The sequence below is a fragment of the Acetobacter fabarum genome, assembly GCF_022483405.1.
Taxonomy (GTDB): domain Bacteria; phylum Pseudomonadota; class Alphaproteobacteria; order Acetobacterales; family Acetobacteraceae; genus Acetobacter; species Acetobacter fabarum.
The window spans coordinates 1,809,856-1,832,304 of the sequence record NZ_JAKVNI010000001.1; the positions used below are offsets into that span (position 1 = coordinate 1,809,856).

Here is a 22,449-nt window from a genome sequence, read left to right on the forward strand (position 1 = left end):
CAATGCCAGCAGTGACACAAACGCGCGAAGCCGTAGAGAAGCTGGGCCAGTCCACGTACAAATGGGGCTTTGAAACCGACATAGAAATGGACATGGCTCCCAAAGGGCTGAATGAAGACATTATCCGTCTGATTTCCAGCCGTAAGGAAGAGCCGGAATGGATGCTGGAATGGCGTCTGGCAGCCTATAAAACATGGCAGGCCATGGAAGAGCCCAAATGGGCCAAGGTCGCTTTCCCTCCCATTGATTATCAGGATGCGCATTATTACGCGGCACCGCGTAAAAAGCCCGGTCCCAAGTCTTTGGACGAGGTGGACCCCGAGCTGCTGCGTACATACGAAAAGCTGGGTATTCCCCTGCACGAGCAGGCTCTGCTGGCCGGGGTGGAAGTACCCGAGGGCGAGCGCATGCCCGTGGCCGTGGATGCGGTGTTTGACAGTGTTTCCGTTGCCACCACCTTCCGCAAGACGCTGGAGGAAGCCGGGGTCATTTTCTGCCCGATCTCCGAGGCGGTCAAGGAACACCCTGATCTGGTGCGTAAGTATCTGGGTACGGTGGTGCCTGCGGGGGACAACTTCTTTTCCGCCCTCAATTCCGCCGTGTTTACGGATGGTTCGTTTGTGTACGTGCCCAAGGGGGTACGCTGTCCCATGGAGCTGTCCACCTACTTCCGGATCAATGCCAAAAACACCGGGCAGTTTGAGCGGACACTGATTGTGGTGGAGGAGGGGGCTTCCGTTTCCTACCTTGAGGGCTGCACGGCCCCCATGCGTGATGAAAACCAGCTCCACGCGGCGGTGGTGGAACTGGTGGCCATGGATGATGCCTCCATCAAATATTCCACGGTGCAGAACTGGTACCCCGGCGATGAAAACGGGCGTGGCGGGATTTATAACTTTGTGACCAAGCGCGGCGCATGCCGCGGGGCACGCTCCAAAATATCCTGGACGCAGGTGGAAACCGGCTCGGCCATTACGTGGAAGTATCCCTCCTGCATTCTGCAGGGGGAAGGCTCGGTTGGCGAGTTCTACTCCGTGGCGGTCACCAATAACCACCAGCAGGCCGACACCGGCACCAAGATGATCCACCTTGGTCGCAACACGCGCTCCACCATTATTGCCAAGACCATTAGTGCCGGCCGTTCGGACAGCACGTATCGTGGTCTGGTGCGGGTGCAGCCCAAGGCTTCTGGTGCGCGCAACTTTACCCAGTGCGACAGCCTGCTGATTGGTGACCAGTGCGGGGCGCATACCGTGCCGTATATTGAAAGCCGCAACATGAATGCGCGCATCGAGCACGAAGCAACAACATCCAAGATTTCAGAAGACCAACTGTTTTACTGCCGCCAGCGTGGCCTGTCCGAGGAAGACGCCGTCGGCCTGATCGTAAACGGTTTCTGCCGTGACGTTCTGAAGGAACTGCCCATGGAATTTGCCGTGGAAGCGCAAAAACTGTTGCAGATCAGCCTTGAAGGCAGCGTGGGTTAAGGGAGAGCAGAGTATGAGCCAGTTTTTGGAAATTTCCGGCCTGTGCGCGCAGATTGATGCGGATGGGCAGAAAAAGCAGATTTTGCGTGGTGTGGACCTGAGCATCCCGCCGGGTGAAGTGCATGTGATCATGGGGCCAAACGGCTCGGGCAAATCCACGCTCTCCTATGTTCTGGCCGGGCGGGAGGAGTATGAGGTAACAGCCGGTACCGCCACCTTCCACGGGCAGGACCTGCTGGCCATGGAGCCGGAAGAGCGCGCTGCTGCGGGCCTGTTTCTGGCGTTTCAGTCCCCTATCGAGCTGCCCGGCGTTAACAATGCCAACTTCCTGCGCACCGCGGTTAATGCCGTGCGGCGCGCACGCGGGCAGGACGAACTGGATGCCGTGGCATTCCTGAAGATGGCGCGCGAGGCGGCCAAAGCCCTTTCCATGGCGCCGGACATGCTCAAGCGTAATGTGAATGTCGGCTTTTCGGGTGGTGAGAAAAAACGCAACGAAGTGTTGCAGATGACCCTGCTCCAGCCAACCTTTGCCATTCTGGATGAAACAGATAGCGGGCTGGACGTGGATGCCCTGCGCATTGTGGCAGAAGGTGTGAACCGCCTGCGCGCGCCTACCTTCTCGGCGCTGGTTATTACCCATCATCAGAAGCTGCTGGATTATCTGGTGCCAGACCGTATTCACGTTATGGCCCGTGGGCGGATCATCCTCTCCGGTGGGCCGGAACTGGCCCGCCAGATTGACCAGGAAGGCTACACCAAGTTTCTGGCGGAGGTGGCGTGAACGCACTCAGCAAAGATATGTCTGGCCCGTTAGCGCTCTTTGCAAACAGGCTGAACACCCTTGCCGGGGCAGAGCGGCAATCTGCCGCCGGGGCTCTGGCCAGAACAGGCCTGCCCGACCGTAAGGTAGAGGCATGGCACTACACAACCCTGCGCGCTTTGGGCAAGCAGGACTATGCCGCCCCCCCCATGCAGGTGGAGGCCAGCACGGTCCGCTCCCTGCTGGACGGGGTCTTGCAGGCCCACCCCGCCATGGCAGCCCTGCCACGGGTGGTGTTTGTCAATGGCCGGCATGCGCCCGCCTTCAGTGCGCTGCCTGATGATGTTGATCTGTCCTTTTTTGCGGACGATCCCCAGTTTGGCCAGCAGGCCGCCCCAGACCGGGACCCGTTGGTAGCCCTGAACACCGCATTGGCGGAGGATGGTCTGGTGCTGCGTGTACCCGCAGGGGTGGATGCGGGGCATGTCATGCTTATCTCCCTTGGCGTTGCAGGGGCGGACCCGCTTTCTTTCCACCCACGGCACACGGTTGTGGTGGAAAAGGAAGCTCATCTGCGGCTGATCTGCGTGCAGGCGGGGCAGGGGGCGTATTTTCATAACCCTGTTACGGATATTCAGGTTGAAGATGGCGCAACGCTGGAACACCTGACCTTGCAGACCGAAGGCGCGCAGGCTGTCAGCCTTGGCACCCTGTATGCCCATGTTGGCCAGCAGAGCGTGTATGACAGCTTTGTGCTGGGGCTGGGCGGCCAGCTTGTGCGGCACGAGGTACATGCCCGTCTGGCGGCAACCCGTGGTGTTGTGCATGTGAATGGCGCGCAGCGTCTGGCCGGGCAGCAGGTGGGGGATATTACCAGCGTTATTACCCACGCGGCATCGGACTGCACATCGCGCCAGACGGTGCGTAATGTGCTGGATGGCCATGCGCGCGGTGTTTTTCAGGGCAAGGTGCTGGTCGAGCGCATTGCCCAGAAAACCGATGGCTACCAGATGAATCAGGCTCTGCTGCTCTCCCCCGAAGCGGAAATAGACGCCAAGCCTGAACTCGAAATCTATGCCGATGATGTGCGGTGCAGCCACGGTGCGACTGTTGGTGCACTGGATGATGACCAGCTTTTTTATCTGCGCAGCCGTGGCATTCCCGAGCAGGAAGCCCGCCAGATGCTGATTGATGCTTTTCTGGACGAGGCCATCGCCCTTGTGGAAGACGCAACGGCACAGACCTTCTGCCGTGCGGTTATGGCAGCGCGGTTTGCCGGTAAGGGAGAAAGCGCATGAGCACGCATACCCCCACAACCCACGCGCACGCACAGCTGGACGTGCAGGCCATTCGCCAGCAGTTCCCCATTCTGGGGGAAAAGGTGCATGACCGCCCGCTGGTTTTTCTCGATAGTGCTGCTTCGGCCCAAAAGCCCAATGCGGTGATCGACAGCATGGCCAGCACCATGCGGCACCAGTATGCCAACATCCACCGTGGCCTGCACTGGATGAGCGAACGCACGACCGAAGCGTATGAAGGTGTGCGTGATCTGGTGGCCGACTTCCTCAATGCGCCCTCGCGCGAGGAAATCGTGTTTACCCGCAACAGCACTGAAGCCATCAATCTGGTGGCCCATTCCTTTGGTGCGCTGCTTAAACCCGGTCAGGCGGTTCTGATCTCCCAGATGGAGCATCACGCCAATCTTGTGCCTTGGCAGATGCTCCGTGACCGGGCCGGTATTGACCTGCGCGTTGCCCCGATCACCGATGACGGTGATCTGGACATGGACGCGTACAAGGCCCTGCTGGCAGATGGCAAGGTTGCCCTTGTGTCCATTACCCATATGTCCAATGTGCTGGGCACCATAACGCCAGCAAAGCAGATAGCGGACATAGCCCATGCCGCTGGTGCGCTGGTGCTGTTTGATGGCAGCCAGTCCGTTGTGCACCACAAAACGGATGTGCAGGAATTGGGGGCGGATTTTTACACCTTTACCGGCCACAAGTTGTACGGGCCTACCGGCATTGGTGTTCTGTGGGCGCGGCGTGACCTGTTGGAGCAGATGCCGCCGTTCCTTGGTGGGGGGGATATGATCTCCACCGTCACGTTTGAGCGTTCCACATGGGCCAATATTCCCCACAAGTTTGAGGCGGGAACCCCGGCAATTGTGGAAACCATTGGTCTGGGCGCTGCCATAGACTGGGTGAGTAAGATAGGGTTTGACGCCATTGCCGCGCACGAGGCGGAACTGACCGCCCATGCCCTCACGCGGCTTGGTACAGTACCGGGTCTGAGCATTGTGGGGCGTCCGCGTGTGCGAGGTGGGGTGGTATCTTTCACCATGGCTGATGTGCACCCGCACGATATTGCCACCCTGCTGGACCGCAACGGCATTGCCATACGGGCCGGGCACCATTGCGCCGAACCGCTGATGCGCCGTCTGGGCCTGAGTGCCACGGCCCGCGCCAGTTTTGGGATTTACACCCAGAAGGAAGAAATAGACGTGCTGGCGGATACACTGGTGCGGATACGGGACTTTTTTGTGTGAACACCACCACCGCAGAGCGTGATGCCCTGTATGACAGGCTGATTGTGGAGCGTGCCCGCACTCCCCTTTACGCCGGTCGGCTGAGCGCGCCAGACGTGCAGGGTGATGGCCGTAACCCGTTATGCGGGGACAAAACACATCTGGATATTGCGCTTGACGGGCACCATATTCAGGACATCAGGCACAACACGCGTGGGTGCGCCATTTGCGCCGCCGCTGCGGACCTTATGGCCGAGCATGTGCGTGGGAACACCGTTGCTCAGGCACTTGCGGTGTCAGACCGTTTCAGGGCCATGCTGGTAGGCTCGCCATCGCTTCCGGTGGTGGAGGCCCAGCCAGCCCCTTTGGGCGCGCTGGAGGTTTTTGCTCCACTGCAGTCCCATAAAGCAAGAATACGCTGCGCAGAACTGCCTTGGATTGCGCTGAAGGAGGCTTTTTCTCATGTCGATGGTTGAAGAAGGCGTTCAGGCGCAAACACAAGCATCTGCTCCGCCGCAGGATATGCCGGTGGAAACTGTTCTGCACGCGGAGCATGATCAGGCCGCAGGTGCTACCGCAAAGGTGGAAGGCTGGACCCCTGATGGTGATGCCGCTCCCCAGGAGGGGGAGAGTAAAGTCACAGGCCCGGCATCCGAAGATGCCGTGATCGAAGCCATAGCCACGGTGCATGACCCGGAAATTCCGGTGAATATTTACGAGCTGGGGCTGATCTACGCCATTGACCTGTATGACGACGGGCGCGTGCGTATTGAAATGACATTGACTGCCCCCAACTGCCCCAGCGCACAGGAACTGCCCATTCAGGTCAAGGATGCGGTGGAAAAAGTGCCCGGTGTTAAATCAGCCGAAGTGGAAGTTGTGTGGGATCCGCCATGGGATATGTCGCGTATGAGCGATGAGGCCCGGCTGGCCCTGAATATGTTCTAACGGAAAGGATGGAGTGTTATGTCCCAAACAGCGACCATTTCATCAACCAAAAGGGAACTTCCCCCTCTTATGCGGCTGACGGATACAGCCGCCACACGCTTGCGGCACCTGTACGCCACGGCGCATGCGGGGGAGTTGCTGCGTATTTCCGTTTCCACCAAAGGCTGCTCAGGCAAAGCCTATGACATGGAGTTTGTGACGCAGAGCGGGGAAGGGGACGAAGTCGTTAAAGACCATGGCCTGACCCTGCTGGTGGACCGCAAGGCCACCCTCTTCCTGATCGGTACACAGATGGATTACCGTGAAACCGATCTGGAGGAAGGGTTTGTGTTCATCAACCCTAATGAGAAAGGGCGTTGCGGCTGCGGCGAGAGCTTTCACGTTTAAAGCGGCACACGGCTTCGGTTTCGGGCGACCACAGGAACTGGTCAATGACCGAAACCGTCTCCAGCCTGTAACCGGCCTGTGCAAGCTGGCTTGCATCGTTGCTTAACGCGGCCGGGTTGCAGCTCACGTAAATCACGTAGTCTGGCTTGCCCAGAGCAATCTGGCGCATCTGCAGCTTTGCCCCCGCATGGGGCGGGTCCAGCACAACCACATCTGCCTTGCCTAAATCCTTGCCCATAATGGGTTGGCGGTTCAGGTCACGGCAGACAGGGGTAACGCGGGATTTGCCAACACTTTTAAGGGCCGCCAGAGCGGGTTCATACCCTTCGTAAGCCTGGACCTGGCACCGGTCCCCCAAAGGCAGGCTCAGCGTGCCGCACCCGGCATAGAGCTCAATCAGGCTGGCGCGCTTGCCAAGGCGTGCGGGTAAGGCGTCCAGCACAGCCTGCTGGATGGCTGTTTCGCTCTGGGCAGTTGCCTGCAAAAAAGCACCGGGAGGGGGGGTAAGCTGGTGCCCGGCAATGGTCTGGTAAACAGGCGCACGCTGCACAGCAGTTTCATACGGGGTTGCAGCCTTCAGGCGCTGCCAGCTTATGCGTGGAATATCCAGTTCTTCCGCCAGCGCCGTCAGGCGTTGCCGGTCCGTGGCAATGAGCGGAGAATCGGTGCTGAGTAGAATATCCAGCCCCGAATCCAGCAGATTGATGTGCAGGTCAGCCGTTTTGTGCACAGCATTCAGGGTGCGCAGGGTGGTGCGTAATGCTGGCAGGCTGGACACAATGGCCGGGTGCAGCACTGCGCAACTGGTCATGTCCGTTACGTCCTGGCTGCCTTTGGCGTGCAGGCCAATGATAATACCCTGTTCCGTCCGGCGTACTGCCAGATCAGCCCTGCGGCGGCTGTTAGGCGGCACCTGAAAGCTGGTTATGTTCTGCGGGATGTCAAACCCGGCTTTTTCCAGTGCATGGCTTACCAGCCCGGTCTTCCACGCCAGAAGGGAGGGCTGGTCCATATACTGCAAGGTGCAGCCGCCACAACGCTCAAACAGCGGGCAAGGCGGGGTCGTTCTATGGGGGGAGGGTGTGACAATCTCAACCAGCTGGCCGCGCACATTAGGCTGGATGCGGATGCGAACCTGCTCACCGGGGAGCGTCCCTGCAACAAAGACGGTATGTCCGTCAGGGAGCCGTGCGGCACCATCTCCCTGAGTTGCAAGATGGGAGATGGTGACTTCCTGTATGTCGGACACTAATTTTCCTTGGGTCAGGATGCCACGTCAGAGACGTGGGCGGTATCCTGCACTGTTTCTGCTTCAAGCACACCCGGTGTGGCCGGGCGTGAAGAATTGCGGCGTGGAAGCAGCATGAAGGCGGGCGTCTGGTCACCAAAGCCTGCAAATTCGCCTGCGGGTGCGGGTGGAATTTCATCACGCTGGTTGCGCCCACCTTTATGGGGCTGGGGCTTATTGGCAACAGGCTGAGCGGCCTGCTGCTGGGCAGGGCGCTGCTGTTCACGCTCACGGTTGGGTTCACGGTCGCGCTCGCGGGTTGCTTCACGCGTGCGGTTGGGTTCACGCTCCCGCTGTGGGGCCGGTTTGTCCTTGCGGTTTTGCCCGCCACGGGGCTGGCTGCCGCCGCGTGGGCGTTTTTCTTCCGACCATTCCAGTTGCTGCACGCCTTCGATGGAAAGGCGGGGAATGGGTTTGCCGGTCAGTTGTTCAATGGCTTCGGCCAGTGTCTTGTCATACGGCGTGGCAATGCTGAAGGCATGCCCTTCGCGCCCGGCGCGGCCAGTGCGGCCAATGCGGTGGACGTAGTCTTCCGCATGGAACGGCAGATCAAAGTTGAACACATGGGACAGGCCGCCAATATCAATGCCTCGGGCGGCTACGTCCGAGCAGACCAGTACCTTGAGTTCATTGTTCTTGAATTTTTCCAGAGTGGAAAAACGCACGGACTGGGGCAGGTCTCCGTGCAGGGCACCCACTGAAAAGCCGTGCTTCGTCAAGGATTTGGTGAGAACATCCACATCGCGCTTGCGGTTGCAGAACACAATGGCGTTCTGGAGTTCCGGGTCCTTGAGCAGCAGACGCAGTGTTTCGCGCTTGCTGAATTCATCAACAATGACCAGCCCGGTTGTAATGGTTGTTGCCACGGAAGACTGGCGTGCAACCGTGATTTCCTTGGGGGAATGCAGGAACGCATCCGCCAGTTTGCGAATGGGCGGCGCCATTGTTGCCGAGAAGAACAGCGTCTGGCGGGAAGGGGGCAGCAGGCTGACAATTTTTTCAATGTCAGGAATGAACCCCATATCCAGCATCCGGTCTGCTTCATCAATGACCAGAATTTTGGTGTGGTTCAGCAGCAGGCCGCCGCGTTCAAACAGGTCGAGCAGACGGCCGGGGGTTGCTATCAGCACGTCCACGCCGCGGTTGAGCACTTCCTTCTGGTCAGCCATGCTCTCACCACCAATCAGCAGGGCATGGTTGAGCTTGAGGTGCTTGCCGTATTCCACAAAGTTTTCCGCGACCTGCAAGGCCAGTTCACGCGTGGGCTCCAGAATGAGCGAACGCGGCATGCGGGCACGAGCGCGGGAGTCGCTCAGAATTTCCAGCATGGGCAGCGTAAAGGATGCCGTTTTGCCGGTGCCGGTCTGGGCAACGCCCAGCACGTCGCGTGCCATGAGCACGGCGGGAATGGCCTGTGCCTGAATGGGGGTGGGGTGCTTGTACCCCATCTCATCAATGGCCTGCAGAATGGGCTTGGAAAGCTCAAGGTCGGCAAAGGTTAGCGTTGGTTCTTCCGCAACGGGTTCCGCAGTTGCCGGTGTGGCAGGCTCAACCGGGGCGGGAGCAGCTTCTGGCGCAGGGGTGACCGGCACCAGCAGTTCCACGGCAACGGGGGCTTCCACCTTTGTTGCAGGGGCGGATTTGGTGGCCGTGGCCGCCTTTGTGCGCCGTCTGGCCGGAGCGCGTGGTTTTTTGGGAGCCTCTTCGGCTACGGCGTCTGTGGTTGCGCCTTCATTTGCGGCTGCGTCCGCTACAGGCTCGGCAGCCGATTCGGCTTTGGCTGTACGGCGGCGGGGTGCGCGTTTTTTGGGAGCGGGTTTTTCCTCAGCGGGAGCATCGGCATCGGCTGCGGGAGAGGTGTTTTCCACCTCGGTATCCTGCACATCCAATGCGGTTGAACTGGCGGAAACCGCCGCCTTTTTCCGGCTGCGAGTTGTCGTCTTGCGGGGGCGGGCGGTTGTTTTGGCTGTCAATATGCTCTCGGAACTTAGGTCTGTCGTTGCTCAGCTTGCTGGTGGCTTTGTGCATGTCCGGCAAAGACCGTTTGCCAGTTATTCCATGGTATTACAAAGCCACTCAGGCGCTAGTTCCGATAAAGGTCTTTGGGCTTAAAATCAAGTTTTTGGCTGGGATACTTGTTATCTTCACACAAAAGGATGGCCAAGGCTGGCTGCCAGCACGGTAATGATTCCCAGAGCCACAATAACCAGCACCTGCTTGCGTACCGAGTCGAAACCCGATGCCTGCGGGCGGATGGCCCGGCGCAGCTTCTGGTAGGTGCCCATGTACATCCGTACAAACAGTGCCGCCATGATCAGGCCCAGCAGTTGCATGACGTTGGTTGTCCACGGTGCGTTGGCAAACCCGCCTTCGTGCAGCACCAGCAGCCAGCCGGTAATCAGCGTTGTGGGAATGGCGTGTGTCAGCCCCTTAAAAAAACGGGCCATGGTTTGCAGGTGCACGGAGTTGCGCTGTGTCTGGTCCAGAAGGCTCAGGCTGGGGCGCAGCACAACAGCCGCATAAGCGCCACCACCAATCCACATGATGATGCTGATGAGGTGGAGAGCGAGAACAAGGCTCCAGAGGATGGAATGTGGCATGGTGTCTCCGTGTTGGCACGGTTGGGGGTGGGGATGGGCGCGAAGGCTGTTATGCGCAGCATCATGCCCGGTGCGTATCTGCCTGCCTGATTGCCAAGGGGACGGGGCGGGTGCAAGGGGCTATTATGCCTGACAGTAGTCACACACCCTGTGCGGAGCCAAGCATGCAACCTGCTTATCCTTCTTCCCTCAGCCTTTATACCCCTTTGCAAATGGGGGAGATGGACCGGCAGAGTGCAGCCCATGTGCCTGTTGTCACGCTTATGGATAACGCAGGCCGGGCCGTTGCGCGCGCCATCCGCCGGTACGAGCGGCCTGCGCGCGTGCTCGTGTTGTGCGGGCCGGGGAATAATGGGGGGGATGGGTACGTAGCCGCCCGGTATCTGGCAGGTATGGGCTGGCCGGTTGCCGTGGCGGAGCTGGCTCCCCCTCGGGCGGATACGGATGCAGGGCGCGCCAGTGCCGCCTATGAAGGGCCGCGTGTTCCTTTTGCTCCGGCAGAGGCCGCGCGGGCTGAACTGGTGGTGGATGCCGTATTTGGTGCAGGGCTAAGCCGTGATGTGGGTGGCCTAGTGGCCGAAACACTAGCCGCAGCCCGCCGGATTGTGGCGGTGGACACGCCCTCGGGGGTGGATGGAGCCACAGGGCAGGTGCGCGGTTATGCGCCGCAGGCTGCCATGACTGTTACGTTCTGCCGGTTCAAACCCGGCCATCTGCTTTACCCGGCGCGGGGGCTGCTTGGGCGCCTGGTTCTGGCGGATATTGGTGTGCCCGACTCTGTGCTGGCGGCCGTGCCAGCCAACACGTGGCACAATAGCCCCGGATTGTGGGCGCTGCCCATGCTGGGTGGGGAGAGCAACAAATACACGCGAGGTGTGGTGAGTATTTGTGCCGGGCAATCCATGCCCGGTGCCGCGCGGCTATGTGCCTCTGGTGCGCGCTCCGTGGGGGCGGGGCTTGTGCGCGTGGCGGCTGGGGCTGCTGCTCCGGCCTACCGTCTGGGGCAGCCGGGCCTGATTGTGGATGATGCCCCGCTGGCACAATTGCTGGAGGACAAGCGCAGGCATGTGTGGGTCTGCGGTCCGGGGTTGGCAGAGGTAGAGGTGGAGGCAGCCCTGCCCATGCTGCTGGACTCGGGGCGGAGTGTGCTGGCCGATGCCGGCGCACTAAGTGCCTGCGCCGGGCAGCCGGAAAAACTGCGTGGTGTTTCCGTGATTACTCCCCATACGGGTGAATTTGCGCGGGTGTTCGGCCCTGTGGGGGATAACTCGCCCGAGCAGGTGCGGGAGGCTGCCCGACAGATTAATGCTGTGGTCGTGCTCAAGGGGGCTTCCACCATGATTGCGGCCCCCGATGGACGGCTGGCAATTAACACGCATGCCACCGCAGCATTGGGTACGGCAGGGTCTGGGGATACGCTCTCGGGCGTGATTGCGGCCTTGCTGGCGGCAGGTATGCCTGCGTGGCAGGCGGCGTGTGCGGGCGTTTGGCTCCATGGGGAGGCCGGTTTGCAGGCCGGTCCGTGGCCTGTGGCGGAGGATCTGGACCGCTATCTGGGGCTTGCCCGGCAGAAGGCGGAGCAGGCGCAGGGGCACTAGCATGTGCAAAATCCGTTTCGGTGTCTTGCCGTGCCCGGCACTTTGAGCTAAGTCCACGCATCTTGCCGACGGTGAGTATATTGAGTGTGCGCGGGCGTGGTGGAATTGGTAGACACGCCAGATTTAGGTTCTGGTGACGCAAGTTGTGGGGGTTCAAGTCCCTCCGCCCGTACCAATAAATTTTCATGCTCCCGTCCGCAGTCCGCCGCCGCCTTTTGGCGTTAGTGCAGCGGGTGACTGATTTTTTGTACCGAGAGGAAGGCCTGGCCGATGCAGGTTACCGAGACCCTTTCTGAAGGGCTGAAGCGTGGTTTCACAGTTACAGTTCCGGCCGCGGAACTTGAGGCTAAGCGTGATGCGCGCCTTAAGGAAGTTGCTGGCAATCTGAACCTGCCGGGCTTCCGTCCGGGCAAGGTGCCTGTCTCTCTGGCACGCCAGCGTTATGGCGATGCCATCTGGGGCGAAGTGCTTGAACAGGCCGTGAGCGATGCCATTCGCACAGTGTTTGAAGAGCGTGGCCTGCGCCCCGCTGGCCAGCCCAAGGTTGATCTGGTTTCCGGTCAGGAAGACAAGGGCGCGGATCTGGAATTCAAGGTGGAAAGCGAAATCCTGCCAGAAATTGCTGTGCCGGACCTTTCCGACCTCGCGCTGACCCGCCTGAAAACCCCGGTTTCTGACGAAGCGATCAACAAGGTGCTCGAAGATATTGCCAAGCGTGGCCGTACCTTTGAAGTGATCGAGGAAGTGCGTCCCGCAGGCAAGGGCGATGTTGTCGCCATTGACTTTGTTGGCAAGCAGGACGGCGTTGCCTTTGATGGCGGTACCGCTCAGGACGTGAATGTTGAGATCGGTGGCGAAGGCTTTATTCCGGGCTTTGCCGAACAGATCGAAGGCATGAAGCCGGGTGAAGAAAAAGTCATTACCGTGACTTTCCCCGCTGATTACGGCGCAGAAGAGCTGGCTGGCAAGGAAGCAACCTTTGACATCAAGGTGAACCAGCTCAAAAAAGCTGTGGACGCCCCGGTGGACGAAGAGCTGGCCAAGAACATGGGCTTTGAAAGCCTTGAACAGCTCAAGGATCTGGTGCGCAAGCAGATCGAAGGCGAATACGACCAGATGTCCCGCCTGCGTATCAAGCGTGACCTGCTCGACATCCTTTCCAGCAAGGCAGATTTTGCTGCCCCTGAAGGTATGGTGGAAGCCGAGTTCCAGCAGATCTGGAATCGGGTGGAAGCCGACCGCAAGGCTGGTCAGCTTGATGACGAAGACAAGGACAAGGACGAAGACACCCTTCGCGCTGACTACCGCAAAATTGCGGAACGCCGCGTGCGGCTGGGTCTGCTCCTTGCTGAAATCGGCCGCAAGAACGGTATTTCCGTCAGTGCGGAAGAACTTGGGCGGGCTGTGCGGGCAGAAGCCATGCGCTACTCCGGTCAGGAAAAAGAGGTCTTTGAATTCTTCCAGAAGAATCCGCAGGCCGCTGAATCCCTGCGCGGACCGATTTTTGAAAACAAGGTTGTCGATTACCTGATTGAGCTCGCCAAGGTCACGGACAAGGACGTGAGTCTGGAAGAACTATCAGATATTCCCCCAGCTAATATCTGATAAAACGGCTCTGTCCCGCCAGTGTGAACTGGCGGGACATTCTTTTTGGGGCTGTTTTTCGTTTCTGGGGTGGCATATTGCCACTTTATCTCTATCTTGAATCAGTGTGCCTGACCCTGGTTCTGTCCATGGCAGAGGCAGGGAGGGGCGTTTAAGTTTTTTGTACGGGAATGAGTGGTATGAGGGATCGTGATCCCGTTGAGATCTTCAGCAATGCACTGGTGCCGATGGTGGTCGAACAGACCTCTCGCGGTGAACGGGCTTTTGATATCTATTCCCGCCTTTTGCAGGAACGGATCATCTTCCTGACCGGGCCTGTCTATGATCAGGTTGCTTCGCTTATTTCCGCGCAGCTTCTGTATCTGGAAAGTGTGAACCCGACCAAGGAAATCTCCTTTTACATCAACAGCCCCGGTGGTGTTGTGTCGGCCGGTCTGGCTATTTACGACACCATGCAATACATCCGCAGCCCCGTAAGCACGGTGTGCATCGGTCAGGCGGCCTCCATGGGCTCCCTGCTGCTGGCTGGCGGTGAAAAAGGGCGCAGGTTTGCGCTGCCTAACGCGCGCGTCATGGTGCATCAGCCCTCTGGCGGTGCACAGGGGCAGGCGAGCGATATTGAAATTCAGGCCAAGGAAATTCTGATTATCCGGCAGCGCCTGAACGAAATCTACCGTGAACATACTGGCCGCACGCTGGAAGAAATCGAGCAGAAGCTTGAGCGTGATAGCTACATGTCCGCAGCCGAAGCCCAGTCTTTTGGTATTGTGGATGAAGTGATCAGCCACCACAAAGCGGCCGAAGCAGGTAAAAAGGATAAAGGTCATCCTTAATCTGGCATACTTTAAGCCTCCTGTTACAATAAGGGGGTCGTCTGTTCCTGGGCATGCAGAAAAGGCTCAGGGCTTGGCTCCGGGTTCCGTAGAGTCCGGAGTGATCGGGGGAGTGGGCTGATGAGTACAAAGTCCGGAGAGTCCAAGAACACGCTGTATTGCTCGTTCTGTGGCAAATCACAGCATGAAGTGCGCAAGCTTATTGCTGGCCCCACCGTGTTTATCTGCGATGAATGCGTTGAACTCTGCATGGATATCATCCGTGAAGAGAACAAGACCTTGCAGGTCAAGTCGCGCGAGGGTGTTCCTACCCCCAAGGAAATCTGCAAGGTTCTCGATGACTACGTTATTGGTCAGATGCAGGCCAAAAAGGTGCTCTCCGTAGCGGTGCATAACCACTACAAGCGCCTGTCGCAGGTGACCAAGGCAGGCGATGTGGAAATTGCCAAGTCCAATATCCTGCTCATCGGGCCTACGGGTTCGGGTAAAACACTGCTGGCCCAGACTCTGGCGCGTATTCTGGACGTGCCCTTTACAATGGCTGATGCCACAACCCTGACAGAAGCCGGGTATGTGGGGGAAGATGTCGAGAACATCATCCTCAAGCTGTTGCAGGCATCCGATTACAATGTGGAACGCGCCCAGCGCGGGATTGTCTATATTGACGAAATCGACAAGATTTCCAAAAAATCGGACAACCCCTCCATCACGCGTGACGTGAGTGGGGAAGGCGTGCAGCAGGCTCTGCTCAAGCTGATGGAAGGCACTGTTGCCTCTGTTCCCCCGCAGGGTGGTCGCAAGCATCCGCAGCAGGAATTCCTGCAGGTGGATACGACCAACATGCTCTTTATCTGCGGTGGGGCTTTTGCCGGGCTGGACAAGATTATCTCTGCACGTGGCAAGGGCACGGGCATTGGCTTTGGGGCTGATGTACGTTCGCTCGATGACCGCCGGATGGGGGAAATCCTGCACGATGTTGAGCCTGAAGATCTGATGAAGTTTGGCCTTATCCCCGAATTCATCGGGCGTCTGCCTGTTCTGGCAACGCTGGGTGATCTGGACGAGGCCGCACTGATCAAGATTCTGACCGAGCCTAAAAACGCTTTGGTCAAACAGTACCAGCGGCTCTTCCAGATGGAAGATGTCCAGTTGTCCTTTACGGATGATGCGCTCAAGGCCATTGCGGACCGGGCCATTGTTCGCAAGACCGGGGCCCGTGGGTTGCGTTCCATTCTGGAGAGCATCCTCATGGCGACCATGTTTGACCTGCCGGGGCTTGATACGGTCGAGGAGGTGGTTGTCAACCGCGAGGTGGCGGATGGCAAGGCCAGCCCGGTCTATGTTTACGGCAAGAAGAAAGACGTGCCAGCAGAGCAATCCGCCTGAGGCAGGTTAGAGTTTTAGCGTAAGCAGCACGAGCGGGTCACCTGTTCGTGCTGTTCTTGCCTCTGCCCTATTGTTCCGGGTTGTGGGCATAACAACATAAGAGAAACACGGGGGTGTTCCCTTTTGGGGGTACCTTCTTCAGTGCAGGGGTATGCCGCTTGGCGGGTGCCCGGCACCGATCGTCCTTATCGGGAGGTCATGACGATGGCTGATAACGAAAAACCGGCACCACGGCGTAGGCGCAAGAGCGATCAGGCAGTTTCGGCCGTGCCCGAACAGTCTGTTCCTGCGGTTGATGCAACTGTCGTGGAAGCCCATACCAAGAATACCCACGTGGCTGTTCTGCCGCTGCGCGATATTGTGGTTTTCCCCCACATGATTGTTCCGCTGTTTGTCGGGCGGGAAAAATCTGTACGGGCTCTGGACTCGGTTACAAAAGACGACCGGCACATTCTGCTGGTAGCCCAGAAAGACGCAGCACAGGACGACCCCACGCCTGACGATATTTATCGGGTTGGCACGCTGTCCACCATTCTGCAGTTGCTCAAGCTGCCCGATGGTACGGTCAAAGTGCTGGTTGAAGGGGTTCGCCGTGTGCGCGTTAAGGCGCTGCATGAGGTGAATGGCCACTTCGAAGCCGATATTGAGGAAATGCCAGCCGAGGCGGCTATTGGGCCGGAAGCCGAGGCTCTGGGCCGCTCCATCGTGTCGCAGTTTGAGCAGTATATGAAGCTCAACAAGAAAATTGCGTCCGAGGTTCTGGTCTCGCTTAACCAGATCAATGATCTGTCCAAGCTTGCAGATACGGTGACGAGTCACCTCTCGCTCAAGATTTCCGAAAAGCAGGAAATTCTGGAGGCCCCCACCGTGCAGGGGCAGCTGGAAAAGGTTTTCGGCCACATTGAAGCAGAAATAGATGTGCTTCAGGTGGAAAAGAAAATCCGCAACCGTGTCAAACGCCAGATGGAAAAGACACAGCGCGAGTACTATCTGAACGAGCAGCTCAAAGCCATTCAGAAAGAACTTGGCGAAGGTGAGGACGGTAAGGACGAAACGGCCGAAATTGAAGAGCGGATCGCCAAGACCAAGCTCTCCAAGGAAGCGCGCGAAAAAGCTCTGAGCGAGCTGAAGAAGCTGCGCGGCATGAGCATGATGTCTGCCGAGTCTGGGGTTGTGCGGAACTATCTCGACTGGATTTTGAGCATTCCGTGGAAAAAGCGGACCAAAGTGCGCCATGATCTGGTTGAAGCAGAGGAAGTTCTGGACGCCGATCATTACGGGCTGGAAAAAGTCAAGGAACGCATTCTGGAGTATCTGGCGGTTCAGAGCCGCTCGCAAAAGCTCAAGGGGCCGATTCTGTGCCTTGTCGGGCCTCCGGGTGTGGGCAAGACTTCCCTTGCGCGTTCCATCGCCAAGGCAACGGGGCGGCATTATGTACGCATGTCCCTGGGTGGCGTGCGGGATGAAGCCGAAATTCGTGGGCACCGCCGCACCTATATCGGTTCCATGCCCGGCAAGATCATTCAGGGCATGAAAAAGGCGAAGGTATCCAACCCGCTCTTCCTGCTTGATGAAATTGACAAGCTGGGATCCGACTGGCGGGGTGATCCGGCATCGGCTCTGCTGGAAGTGCTGGACCCTGAGCAGAACGGCACGTTCGCTGACCATTATCTGGAGGTCGATTACGACCTGTCCGATGTCATGTTCGTGACAACGGCCAACAGTCTGGATATGCCCCAGCCGCTGCTGGACCGCATGGAGGTCATTCGCCTCTCCGGTTACACGGAGGATGAAAAGGTCGAGATCGCCAAGCGGCACCTCATTAACAAGCAGATCGAGGCGCATAACCTCAAGCCGGGTGAATGGTCGATCAATGAGGACGCACTGCGTGATGTTATCCGGTATTACACGCGTGAGGCCGGTGTGCGTAACCTTGAGCGCGAACTGGCCAAGCTTGCCCGTAAGGCGGTGAAGGAGATTGTGACCGGTAAGGCCAAAAAGGTCGCGGTTACGGCGCGTAATCTGGAAAAATACGCAGGTGTGCAGCGCTTCCGCTACGGTGAGACCGAGGCGGAGGACATGGTCGGTGTTGTAACCGGTCTGGCCTGGACCGAAGTGGGCGGGGAAATCCTGACCATTGAGAGCGTTATGGTGCCGGGCAAAGGTGGCATTGTTGAAACCGGCAAGCTGGGCGACGTCATGAAGGAGAGCATCTCTGCTGCGTTCTCTTTTGTGCGGAGTCGGGCGGCCAGTTTTGGAATCGTGCCAACGATCTTCGACAAGCGCAGCTTCCATGTGCATGTGCCCGAAGGTGCGACTCCTAAGGACGGTCCTTCTGCAGGGGTTGCCATGGTGACATCTCTGGTAAGTGTTCTGACCGGTATTCCCGTCCGTCGTGACGTTGCCATGACGGGTGAAATAACGCTCAGGGGGCGTGTTCTGGCGATTGGGGGGCTGAAGGAAAAGCTTCTGGCGGCTGTTCGTTCAGGTATTCGCACGGTGTTTATTCCGCAGGAAAACGAGAAGGATCTGGCGGAAATTCCTGACAGCGTGAAGAAGAATCTGGAAATTGTACCCGTTTCGCATGTGGACGAAGTTTTGGCCCGTGCACTGGTCAGCCAGCCTCAGCCGATTCACTGGGAAGAGGTGCCTGAAACAGTGCCCGCCAACGGTGCACAGGCAGTTGCTTCGGTGCTGCCGCATTAACCAAAATGCATGAGAAGCCCGAAGTTTGCGTTTGCTTGGTTGACGTAGGAAAAAACGGCTTCATAGTGCGTTCAGGCAGCGGAGAGGCGGACGAAACCCGCCCGCCGCTCCTATGAATTGAAAGAAAGTGAAAGGCGTAAGATGGAGAAGCCGCTTAACAAGCAGGAGCTCGTCTCAGCAGTAGCAGAGGCCGTTGACCTGCCGAAGGCTAAGGCCGGAGAAGTGGTCGACGCCGTATTCGGTGCGATTGAAAAAGCTCTGTCCACAAAGCAGGAAGTACGTCTGGTGGGCTTTGGCACGTTTGTGACCGCAACCCGCAAGGCTGCCAAAGGCCGTAACCCCCGTACCGGCGAGGAAATTGATATTCCGGCTTCTACCTCTGTCCGCTTCAAGCCGGGCAAGGCACTGAAGGACGCCGTTAGCAAATAATCCTCCTTCGGATTTTATTTCAGACCGGCCGGCAATTTCTTTGAAAAAAGGGGTTGCCGGCCGTTTTGTTTTATGACACATAGGGCGCGGGCGATTAGCTTAGCGGTAGAGCATCTCGTTTACACCGAGAGGGTCGGCGGTTCGATCCCGTCATCGCCCACCATTCCCAACATTGTGTGTTGTGGAGCAAAATAATTTATTCTGCTAATGGCTTCCTCCTCCGGGCAGGGAGCCTTTTTTTTCGCCAATCCATTTTATTCACAACAAAGTGGCCGCGACCATACGCGTTCGTGCATGGCCGTCTGCATTTTGCGGGTCTAGGGTGACTGCATCAAACGGCTTATTACAAGCCTTTCATGCGTGCGGGAATTTTCCATGCAGTCTGTTCTAGGCGATTATGCCCCGGTTCTGATTTTTGGTTGCGTATCGGTTGTTATCGCGGCCGCAATGCTCGGTATGGCTCTGTTGAGCGGGCACCAAAAACCATATCCTGAGAAGCTCACGGCGTATGAGTGCGGGTTTGGCCCTTTTGATGATGCCCGGCGCCGCTTTGACGTGCGGTTTTACCTGGTGGCCATTCTGTTCATTATTTTCGATCTGGAGGTCGCGTTTCTGTTCCCCTGGGCTATCAGCCTGGGGCGGATCGGGCTGTTCGGCTTTTTGTCCATGCTTGGCTTTTTGGCCGTGCTGGGGATCGGCTTTTTGTATGAATGGCGCAAAGGCGCGCTGGACTGGGATTGAGAGAGGACGCCAGCATGACCACACATCACGACGAAAACGCCATTATGTGGAACAGGGAGGCTCTGCCGCCGGGGTCTGAGCAGGATGCGGTGGTGCGTGGCATTACCGGTGTTCTGGCTGAAAAGGGCTTTGTGGTTGCAAGCCTGGATAAGCTGGTCAACTGGGGGCGCACGGGTAGCCTGTGGCCCATGTCCTTCGGGCTTGCGTGCTGCGCGGTGGAGATGATCCACGCGTATATGCCGCGTTATGACCTGGACCGTATGGGTATTATTCCCCGCGGGTCGCCCCGTCAGTCTGATGTGATGATTGTGGCAGGCACACTCACCAACAAGATGGCCCCGGTATTGCGCCGCCTGTACGAGCAGATGGCCGAGCCGCGCTGGGTTATTTCCATGGGGTCATGCGCCAATGGTGGGGGGTATTACCATTACTCCTACTCCGTTGTGCGTGGGTGTGACCGCATTGTTCCCGTGGATGTGTATGTGCCGGGCTGCCCGCCAACGGCTGAGGCGCTCATTTACGGCATTATGCTGCTCCAGAAAAAAATTCGGCGGACAGGGACAATTCTCCGTGGCTGATATTTCAGTAAATCCAAGGCAGGCCCGGCTGGAAGGGCAGTTGTCCTCTCTGGCATTTACGTTCCTTGCCTCCCAGCCCCATGTGTCTTACGCGGCGGTGGAAAAGGGCGAACTGGTGGTGCACACAACGCGTGAGCATCTGGTGCCGTTCCTTACCCTTTTGCGTGATGACCCGCGTTACAGGTTCGAACAGTTGATGGATCTGTGCGGTGTGGATTTTCCTGCGCGTGCCCTGCGGTTCGAGGTGGTCTATAACCTGCTGTCGGTTACCTATAACCGCCGGATCAGGGTTGTGGTCTGCACGGATGAATACGCGGCAGTGCCATCGGTGCATCATCTCTGGCCATGTGCAACATGGTGGGAGCGTGAGTGCTATGACCTGTTTGGCGTGCTGTTCTCCGGCCAGCCTGACCTGCGCCGTATTCTGACCGATAACGGGTTTGAGGGGCATCCGCTTCGCAAGGACTTCCCACTGACCGGGTATGAAGAGGTCCGTTATGACGCGGAGCGCAGGCAGGTTGTTAAAGAGCCTGTTTCGTTAACGCAGGATTTCCGTGATTTCGATTTTGTTTCTCCGTGGGAAGGTATGCTGACCTTACCGGGAGATGAAAAAGCGCACGAAGTCCGGCAGGGTATGAAGAGGTCCTCCTGATGACAAAACAGGATAACACCGAATCTCTCACGTTTGCGCAGACGATCCTGCGCGAAGATATTCCCCAAAGCCTTTTGCCAGATGAAAAAGCTTTGGAAATTGAGAAGAAGGTTGTCGAAATTGACTCCCACGCTCTCAATTTTGGCCCCCAGCATCCGTCTGCACATGGTGTGTTGCGTCTGGTGCTGGAAATGGAAGGGGAGCTTGTTGCTCGCGCCGTGCCGCATATCGGCCTTTTGCACCGTGGCACAGAAAAGCTGATTGAATACAAGACGTATCAAAAAGCCCTGCCGTATTTTGACCGTCTGGATTACGTCTCCCCCATGTGCGAGGAGCAGGCGTTTGCTCTGGCCACGGAAAAACTGCTGGGTATTGATATTCCAGAACGCGCCAAGTGGCTGCGCGTCATGTTTGCGGAAATTACCCGTATTTTAAACCATATTCTCAATCTGACCGCTATGGGGCTGGACTGCGGTGCGGTAACCCCGGCTTTGTGGGGGTATGAAGAGCGCGAGAAACTTCTGGAGTTTTACGAAGCCGCGTCCGGCGCGCGCTTCCATGCCAATTACTTCCGTCCCGGTGGTGTTGCGCGGGATATTTCGGCAAGTCTGGAAGACCGGATTGGGGTGTGGGCCAAGGAATTTCCCGCTTGGATTGATGAGCTGGAAGGCCTGCTGACCGAAAACCGGATATGGAAACAGCGCACGGTTGGTATTGGCGTTTTTACAACCGAGCAGGCTCTGGCCTGGGGGTTTAGTGGTCCGTGCCTGCGTGCATCTGGCGTGCCGTGGGACCTCAGGCGCAACCAGCCTTATGATAACTACCATAAGGTGGATTTTAATGTGCCCGTGACCCGGCAGGGTGATTCGTACGACCGCTATCTGGTGCGCGTTGCCGAGATGCGTGAAAGCGTCAAGATTATCGAGCAATGCCTGAGCCAGATGCAGCCGGGTGACATTAAAATACAGGACCCCAAGTTCAGCCCGCCCCCCAGAGCGGACATGAAGCGCTCCATGGAAGCCCTGATCCATCACTTCAAGCTGTTCAGCGAAGGCTACCATGTGCCTGCGGGTTCCACCTACACGGCGGTGGAAAGCCCCAAAGGGGAGTTTGGGGTCTATCTGGTGGCTGATGGCAGCAACCGGCCGTATCGGTGCAAAATCCGGCCAACGGGTTTTGCACATCTGCAGGCCATAGATGAACTCTCACGCCGCGGTATGCTGGCTGACATGGTGGCCATTATCGGGTCGCTTGATCTTGTGTTTGGGGAAGTTGATCGATGAGCACAGCCTGGACACCGGCAGAACAGCCGGACAGCTTTGTATTCGATTCTGCATCGGAGGCGGAAATTGCTGGTGTTCTCAGCAAGTATCCGGAGGAGCGCAAGGCAAGCGCTGTTATGCCCCTGCTCTATATTGCGCAGCGGCAGATGGGGCGCGTAACCGGGAGTGCCTGGGTGCCCGTGGTGGCCATGGATGTTATTGCCCAGCGTCTGGGTATGGCGGCCATGCGGGTTTACGAAGTGGCGTCTTTTTACACCATGTTCAACACGCGTCCCATCGGGCGTTACCATTTACAGGTCTGCACCACCACACCGTGCTGGCTACGTGGCTCTGATGATGTGGTGGAAGCCTGCCAGAAAGCGACAGGTATCCAGCATTTTGGAGAAACCAGTGCAGATGGCCTGTTTACCATGACAGAAGTGGAATGCCTTGGTGCCTGCGCCAACGCGCCAATTCTGCAGGTTGATGATGATTTTTATGAAGATATGAACGCCGAACGCACGGCGCAGGTCATAGCCGAGTTGCGGGCAGGGCGCAGGCCCACGCCCGGCCCCATGATCGACCGTAATGTTTCGGCCCCCGAGGGTGGGCGCAAAACGTTGCTATCATCCTCCACGGCGGATCAGGAATAGGAGAGA

General features: G+C 58.0%; 21 protein-coding genes and 2 tRNA genes. 20 read left to right on the plus strand and 3 right to left on the minus strand.

The window, feature by feature from the left end; all coding sequences use genetic code 11:
* Positions 1-2 precede the first annotated feature (2 nt).
* From sufB to LKE65_RS08485, 7 genes are read left to right on the plus strand one after another with little or no spacing between them, the layout of a single operon-like run.
* Positions 3-1,487, plus strand: a complete 1,485-nt coding sequence (gene sufB / locus LKE65_RS08455) for a Fe-S cluster assembly protein SufB (protein ID WP_086645444.1) — start codon at positions 3-5, stop codon at positions 1,485-1,487.
* A 13-nt stretch (positions 1,488-1,500) separates the two neighbouring features.
* The gene (gene sufC / locus LKE65_RS08460; RefSeq protein WP_086645443.1) at positions 1,501-2,271 is read left to right on the plus strand and encodes a Fe-S cluster assembly ATPase SufC; all 771 of its coding nucleotides are present in this window, start codon (positions 1,501-1,503) and stop codon (positions 2,269-2,271) included.
* Between the two features lie 17 nt (positions 2,272-2,288).
* The gene (sufD, locus tag LKE65_RS08465; protein ID WP_408744096.1) at positions 2,289-3,548 is read left to right on the plus strand and encodes a Fe-S cluster assembly protein SufD; all 1,260 of its coding nucleotides are present in this window, start codon (positions 2,289-2,291) and stop codon (positions 3,546-3,548) included.
* Entirely contained in the window at positions 3,545-4,798 is a 1,254-nt protein-coding gene (locus LKE65_RS08470; RefSeq protein WP_278740981.1) for an aminotransferase class V-fold PLP-dependent enzyme, read from the plus strand. Before sufD ends, LKE65_RS08470 begins: the two co-directional genes overlap by 4 nt.
* The gene (sufU, locus tag LKE65_RS08475) at positions 4,795-5,253 is read left to right on the plus strand and encodes a Fe-S cluster assembly sulfur transfer protein SufU (RefSeq protein WP_278740983.1); all 459 of its coding nucleotides are present in this window, start codon (positions 4,795-4,797) and stop codon (positions 5,251-5,253) included. The genes LKE65_RS08470 and sufU overlap by 4 nt, the downstream gene beginning before the upstream one ends.
* Positions 5,254-5,299: 46 nt before the next feature.
* Positions 5,300-5,725 carry an SUF system Fe-S cluster assembly protein gene (locus tag LKE65_RS08480; protein ID WP_086645665.1) on the plus strand — a complete coding sequence of 142 codons (426 nt, stop codon included), beginning with the start codon at positions 5,300-5,302 and terminating at the stop codon, positions 5,723-5,725.
* An 18-nt stretch (positions 5,726-5,743) separates the two neighbouring features.
* Complete coding sequence (locus LKE65_RS08485; RefSeq protein WP_086645439.1) at positions 5,744-6,112, plus strand: HesB/IscA family protein; 369 nt, start codon at positions 5,744-5,746, stop codon at positions 6,110-6,112.
* Here LKE65_RS08485 and rlmD read toward each other — a convergent pair.
* The 3 genes from rlmD to LKE65_RS08500 all read right to left on the minus strand — a co-directional run bounded on the left by rlmD (position 6,066) and on the right by LKE65_RS08500 (position 10,000).
* Complete coding sequence (gene rlmD / locus LKE65_RS08490; protein ID WP_278740984.1) at positions 6,066-7,361, minus strand: 23S rRNA (uracil(1939)-C(5))-methyltransferase RlmD; 1,296 nt, start codon at positions 7,359-7,361, stop codon at positions 6,066-6,068. The genes LKE65_RS08485 and rlmD overlap by 47 nt on opposite strands.
* Positions 7,362-7,375: 14 nt before the next feature.
* Positions 7,376-9,004 carry a DEAD/DEAH box helicase gene (locus LKE65_RS08495; RefSeq protein WP_434734880.1) on the minus strand — a complete coding sequence of 543 codons (1,629 nt, stop codon included), beginning with the start codon at positions 9,002-9,004 and terminating at the stop codon, positions 7,376-7,378.
* Between the two features lie 540 nt (positions 9,005-9,544).
* The gene (locus LKE65_RS08500) at positions 9,545-10,000 is read right to left on the minus strand and encodes a hypothetical protein (RefSeq protein WP_086645436.1); all 456 of its coding nucleotides are present in this window, start codon (positions 9,998-10,000) and stop codon (positions 9,545-9,547) included.
* A 164-nt stretch (positions 10,001-10,164) separates the two neighbouring features.
* Here LKE65_RS08500 and LKE65_RS08505 point away from each other — a divergent pair, with 164 nt between their 5' ends.
* The 13 genes from LKE65_RS08505 to LKE65_RS08565 all read left to right on the plus strand — a co-directional run bounded on the left by LKE65_RS08505 (position 10,165) and on the right by LKE65_RS08565 (position 22,443).
* Positions 10,165-11,598 carry an NAD(P)H-hydrate dehydratase gene (locus LKE65_RS08505; RefSeq protein WP_278741820.1) on the plus strand — a complete coding sequence of 478 codons (1,434 nt, stop codon included), beginning with the start codon at positions 10,165-10,167 and terminating at the stop codon, positions 11,596-11,598.
* A 90-nt stretch (positions 11,599-11,688) separates the two neighbouring features.
* Positions 11,689-11,773 (plus strand) — tRNA-Leu (locus tag LKE65_RS08510).
* A 95-nt stretch (positions 11,774-11,868) separates the two neighbouring features.
* Positions 11,869-13,203: a trigger factor gene (tig, locus tag LKE65_RS08515; RefSeq protein WP_086645434.1), complete on the plus strand. Its 1,335-nt coding sequence runs from the start codon at positions 11,869-11,871 to the stop codon at positions 13,201-13,203.
* 170 nt (positions 13,204-13,373) lie between these two features.
* Positions 13,374-14,036 carry an ATP-dependent Clp protease proteolytic subunit gene (locus LKE65_RS08520; RefSeq protein WP_179290119.1) on the plus strand — a complete coding sequence of 221 codons (663 nt, stop codon included), beginning with the start codon at positions 13,374-13,376 and terminating at the stop codon, positions 14,034-14,036.
* Positions 14,037-14,156: 120 nt separating this feature from the next.
* Positions 14,157-15,422 (plus strand): ATP-dependent Clp protease ATP-binding subunit ClpX, encoded by a 1,266-nt coding sequence (gene clpX, locus LKE65_RS08525; protein ID WP_086645432.1) that lies wholly within the window; start codon positions 14,157-14,159, stop codon positions 15,420-15,422.
* A 204-nt stretch (positions 15,423-15,626) separates the two neighbouring features.
* Positions 15,627-18,128, plus strand: coding sequence for an endopeptidase La (gene lon, locus LKE65_RS08530; protein WP_086645431.1), 2,502 nt, complete (start codon positions 15,627-15,629; stop codon positions 18,126-18,128).
* A gap of 141 nt (positions 18,129-18,269) precedes the next feature.
* On the plus strand, positions 18,270-18,557 hold the full coding sequence (locus LKE65_RS08535; protein ID WP_086637932.1) for an HU family DNA-binding protein: 288 nt from the start codon (positions 18,270-18,272) through the stop codon (positions 18,555-18,557).
* A gap of 88 nt (positions 18,558-18,645) precedes the next feature.
* Positions 18,646-18,720, plus strand: a tRNA-Val gene (locus LKE65_RS08540).
* A 212-nt stretch (positions 18,721-18,932) separates the two neighbouring features.
* On the plus strand, positions 18,933-19,298 hold the full coding sequence (locus tag LKE65_RS08545; protein WP_059024086.1) for an NADH-quinone oxidoreductase subunit A: 366 nt from the start codon (positions 18,933-18,935) through the stop codon (positions 19,296-19,298).
* Between the two features lie 14 nt (positions 19,299-19,312).
* The gene (locus LKE65_RS08550; RefSeq protein ID WP_278740990.1) at positions 19,313-19,876 is read left to right on the plus strand and encodes a NuoB/complex I 20 kDa subunit family protein; all 564 of its coding nucleotides are present in this window, start codon (positions 19,313-19,315) and stop codon (positions 19,874-19,876) included.
* Positions 19,869-20,528 carry an NADH-quinone oxidoreductase subunit C gene (locus LKE65_RS08555; RefSeq protein WP_278740991.1) on the plus strand — a complete coding sequence of 220 codons (660 nt, stop codon included), beginning with the start codon at positions 19,869-19,871 and terminating at the stop codon, positions 20,526-20,528. The genes LKE65_RS08550 and LKE65_RS08555 overlap by 8 nt, the downstream gene beginning before the upstream one ends.
* A complete protein-coding gene (locus LKE65_RS08560) occupies positions 20,528-21,811 on the plus strand; it encodes an NADH-quinone oxidoreductase subunit D (RefSeq protein WP_165925441.1) in 1,284 nt (427 codons plus the stop codon). Before LKE65_RS08555 ends, LKE65_RS08560 begins: the two co-directional genes overlap by 1 nt.
* Complete coding sequence (locus tag LKE65_RS08565) at positions 21,808-22,443, plus strand: complex I 24 kDa subunit family protein (protein WP_086645428.1); 636 nt, start codon at positions 21,808-21,810, stop codon at positions 22,441-22,443. Before LKE65_RS08560 ends, LKE65_RS08565 begins: the two co-directional genes overlap by 4 nt.
* Positions 22,444-22,449: the final 6 nt, after the last annotated feature.

Excerpts from the sequence above, each read along its gene's own strand:
- sufB (WP_086645444.1), top strand. The coding sequence starts at position 3 with ATGCCAGCAGTGACACAAACGCGCGAAGCCGTAGAGAAGCTGGGCCAG.
- sufC (WP_086645443.1), top strand. The coding sequence starts at position 1,501 with ATGAGCCAGTTTTTGGAAATTTCCGGCCTGTGCGCGCAGATTGATGCG.
- sufD (WP_408744096.1), top strand. The coding sequence starts at position 2,289 with ATGTCTGGCCCGTTAGCGCTCTTTGCAAACAGGCTGAACACCCTTGCC.
- LKE65_RS08470 (WP_278740981.1), top strand. The coding sequence starts at position 3,545 with ATGAGCACGCATACCCCCACAACCCACGCGCACGCACAGCTGGACGTG.
- LKE65_RS08480 (WP_086645665.1), top strand. The coding sequence starts at position 5,300 with ATGCCGGTGGAAACTGTTCTGCACGCGGAGCATGATCAGGCCGCAGGT.
- LKE65_RS08485 (WP_086645439.1), top strand. The coding sequence starts at position 5,744 with ATGTCCCAAACAGCGACCATTTCATCAACCAAAAGGGAACTTCCCCCT.
- LKE65_RS08500 (WP_086645436.1), bottom strand. The coding sequence starts at position 10,000 with ATGCCACATTCCATCCTCTGGAGCCTTGTTCTCGCTCTCCACCTCATC.
- LKE65_RS08505 (WP_278741820.1), top strand. The coding sequence starts at position 10,165 with ATGCAACCTGCTTATCCTTCTTCCCTCAGCCTTTATACCCCTTTGCAA.
- tig (WP_086645434.1), top strand. The coding sequence starts at position 11,869 with ATGCAGGTTACCGAGACCCTTTCTGAAGGGCTGAAGCGTGGTTTCACA.
- LKE65_RS08520 (WP_179290119.1), top strand. The coding sequence starts at position 13,374 with ATGAGTGGTATGAGGGATCGTGATCCCGTTGAGATCTTCAGCAATGCA.
- clpX (WP_086645432.1), top strand. The coding sequence starts at position 14,157 with ATGAGTACAAAGTCCGGAGAGTCCAAGAACACGCTGTATTGCTCGTTC.
- lon (WP_086645431.1), top strand. The coding sequence starts at position 15,627 with ATGGCTGATAACGAAAAACCGGCACCACGGCGTAGGCGCAAGAGCGAT.
- LKE65_RS08535 (WP_086637932.1), top strand. The coding sequence starts at position 18,270 with ATGGAGAAGCCGCTTAACAAGCAGGAGCTCGTCTCAGCAGTAGCAGAG.
- LKE65_RS08545 (WP_059024086.1), top strand. The coding sequence starts at position 18,933 with ATGCAGTCTGTTCTAGGCGATTATGCCCCGGTTCTGATTTTTGGTTGC.
- LKE65_RS08550 (WP_278740990.1), top strand. The coding sequence starts at position 19,313 with ATGACCACACATCACGACGAAAACGCCATTATGTGGAACAGGGAGGCT.
- LKE65_RS08560 (WP_165925441.1), top strand. The coding sequence starts at position 20,528 with ATGACAAAACAGGATAACACCGAATCTCTCACGTTTGCGCAGACGATC.
- LKE65_RS08565 (WP_086645428.1), top strand. The coding sequence starts at position 21,808 with ATGAGCACAGCCTGGACACCGGCAGAACAGCCGGACAGCTTTGTATTC.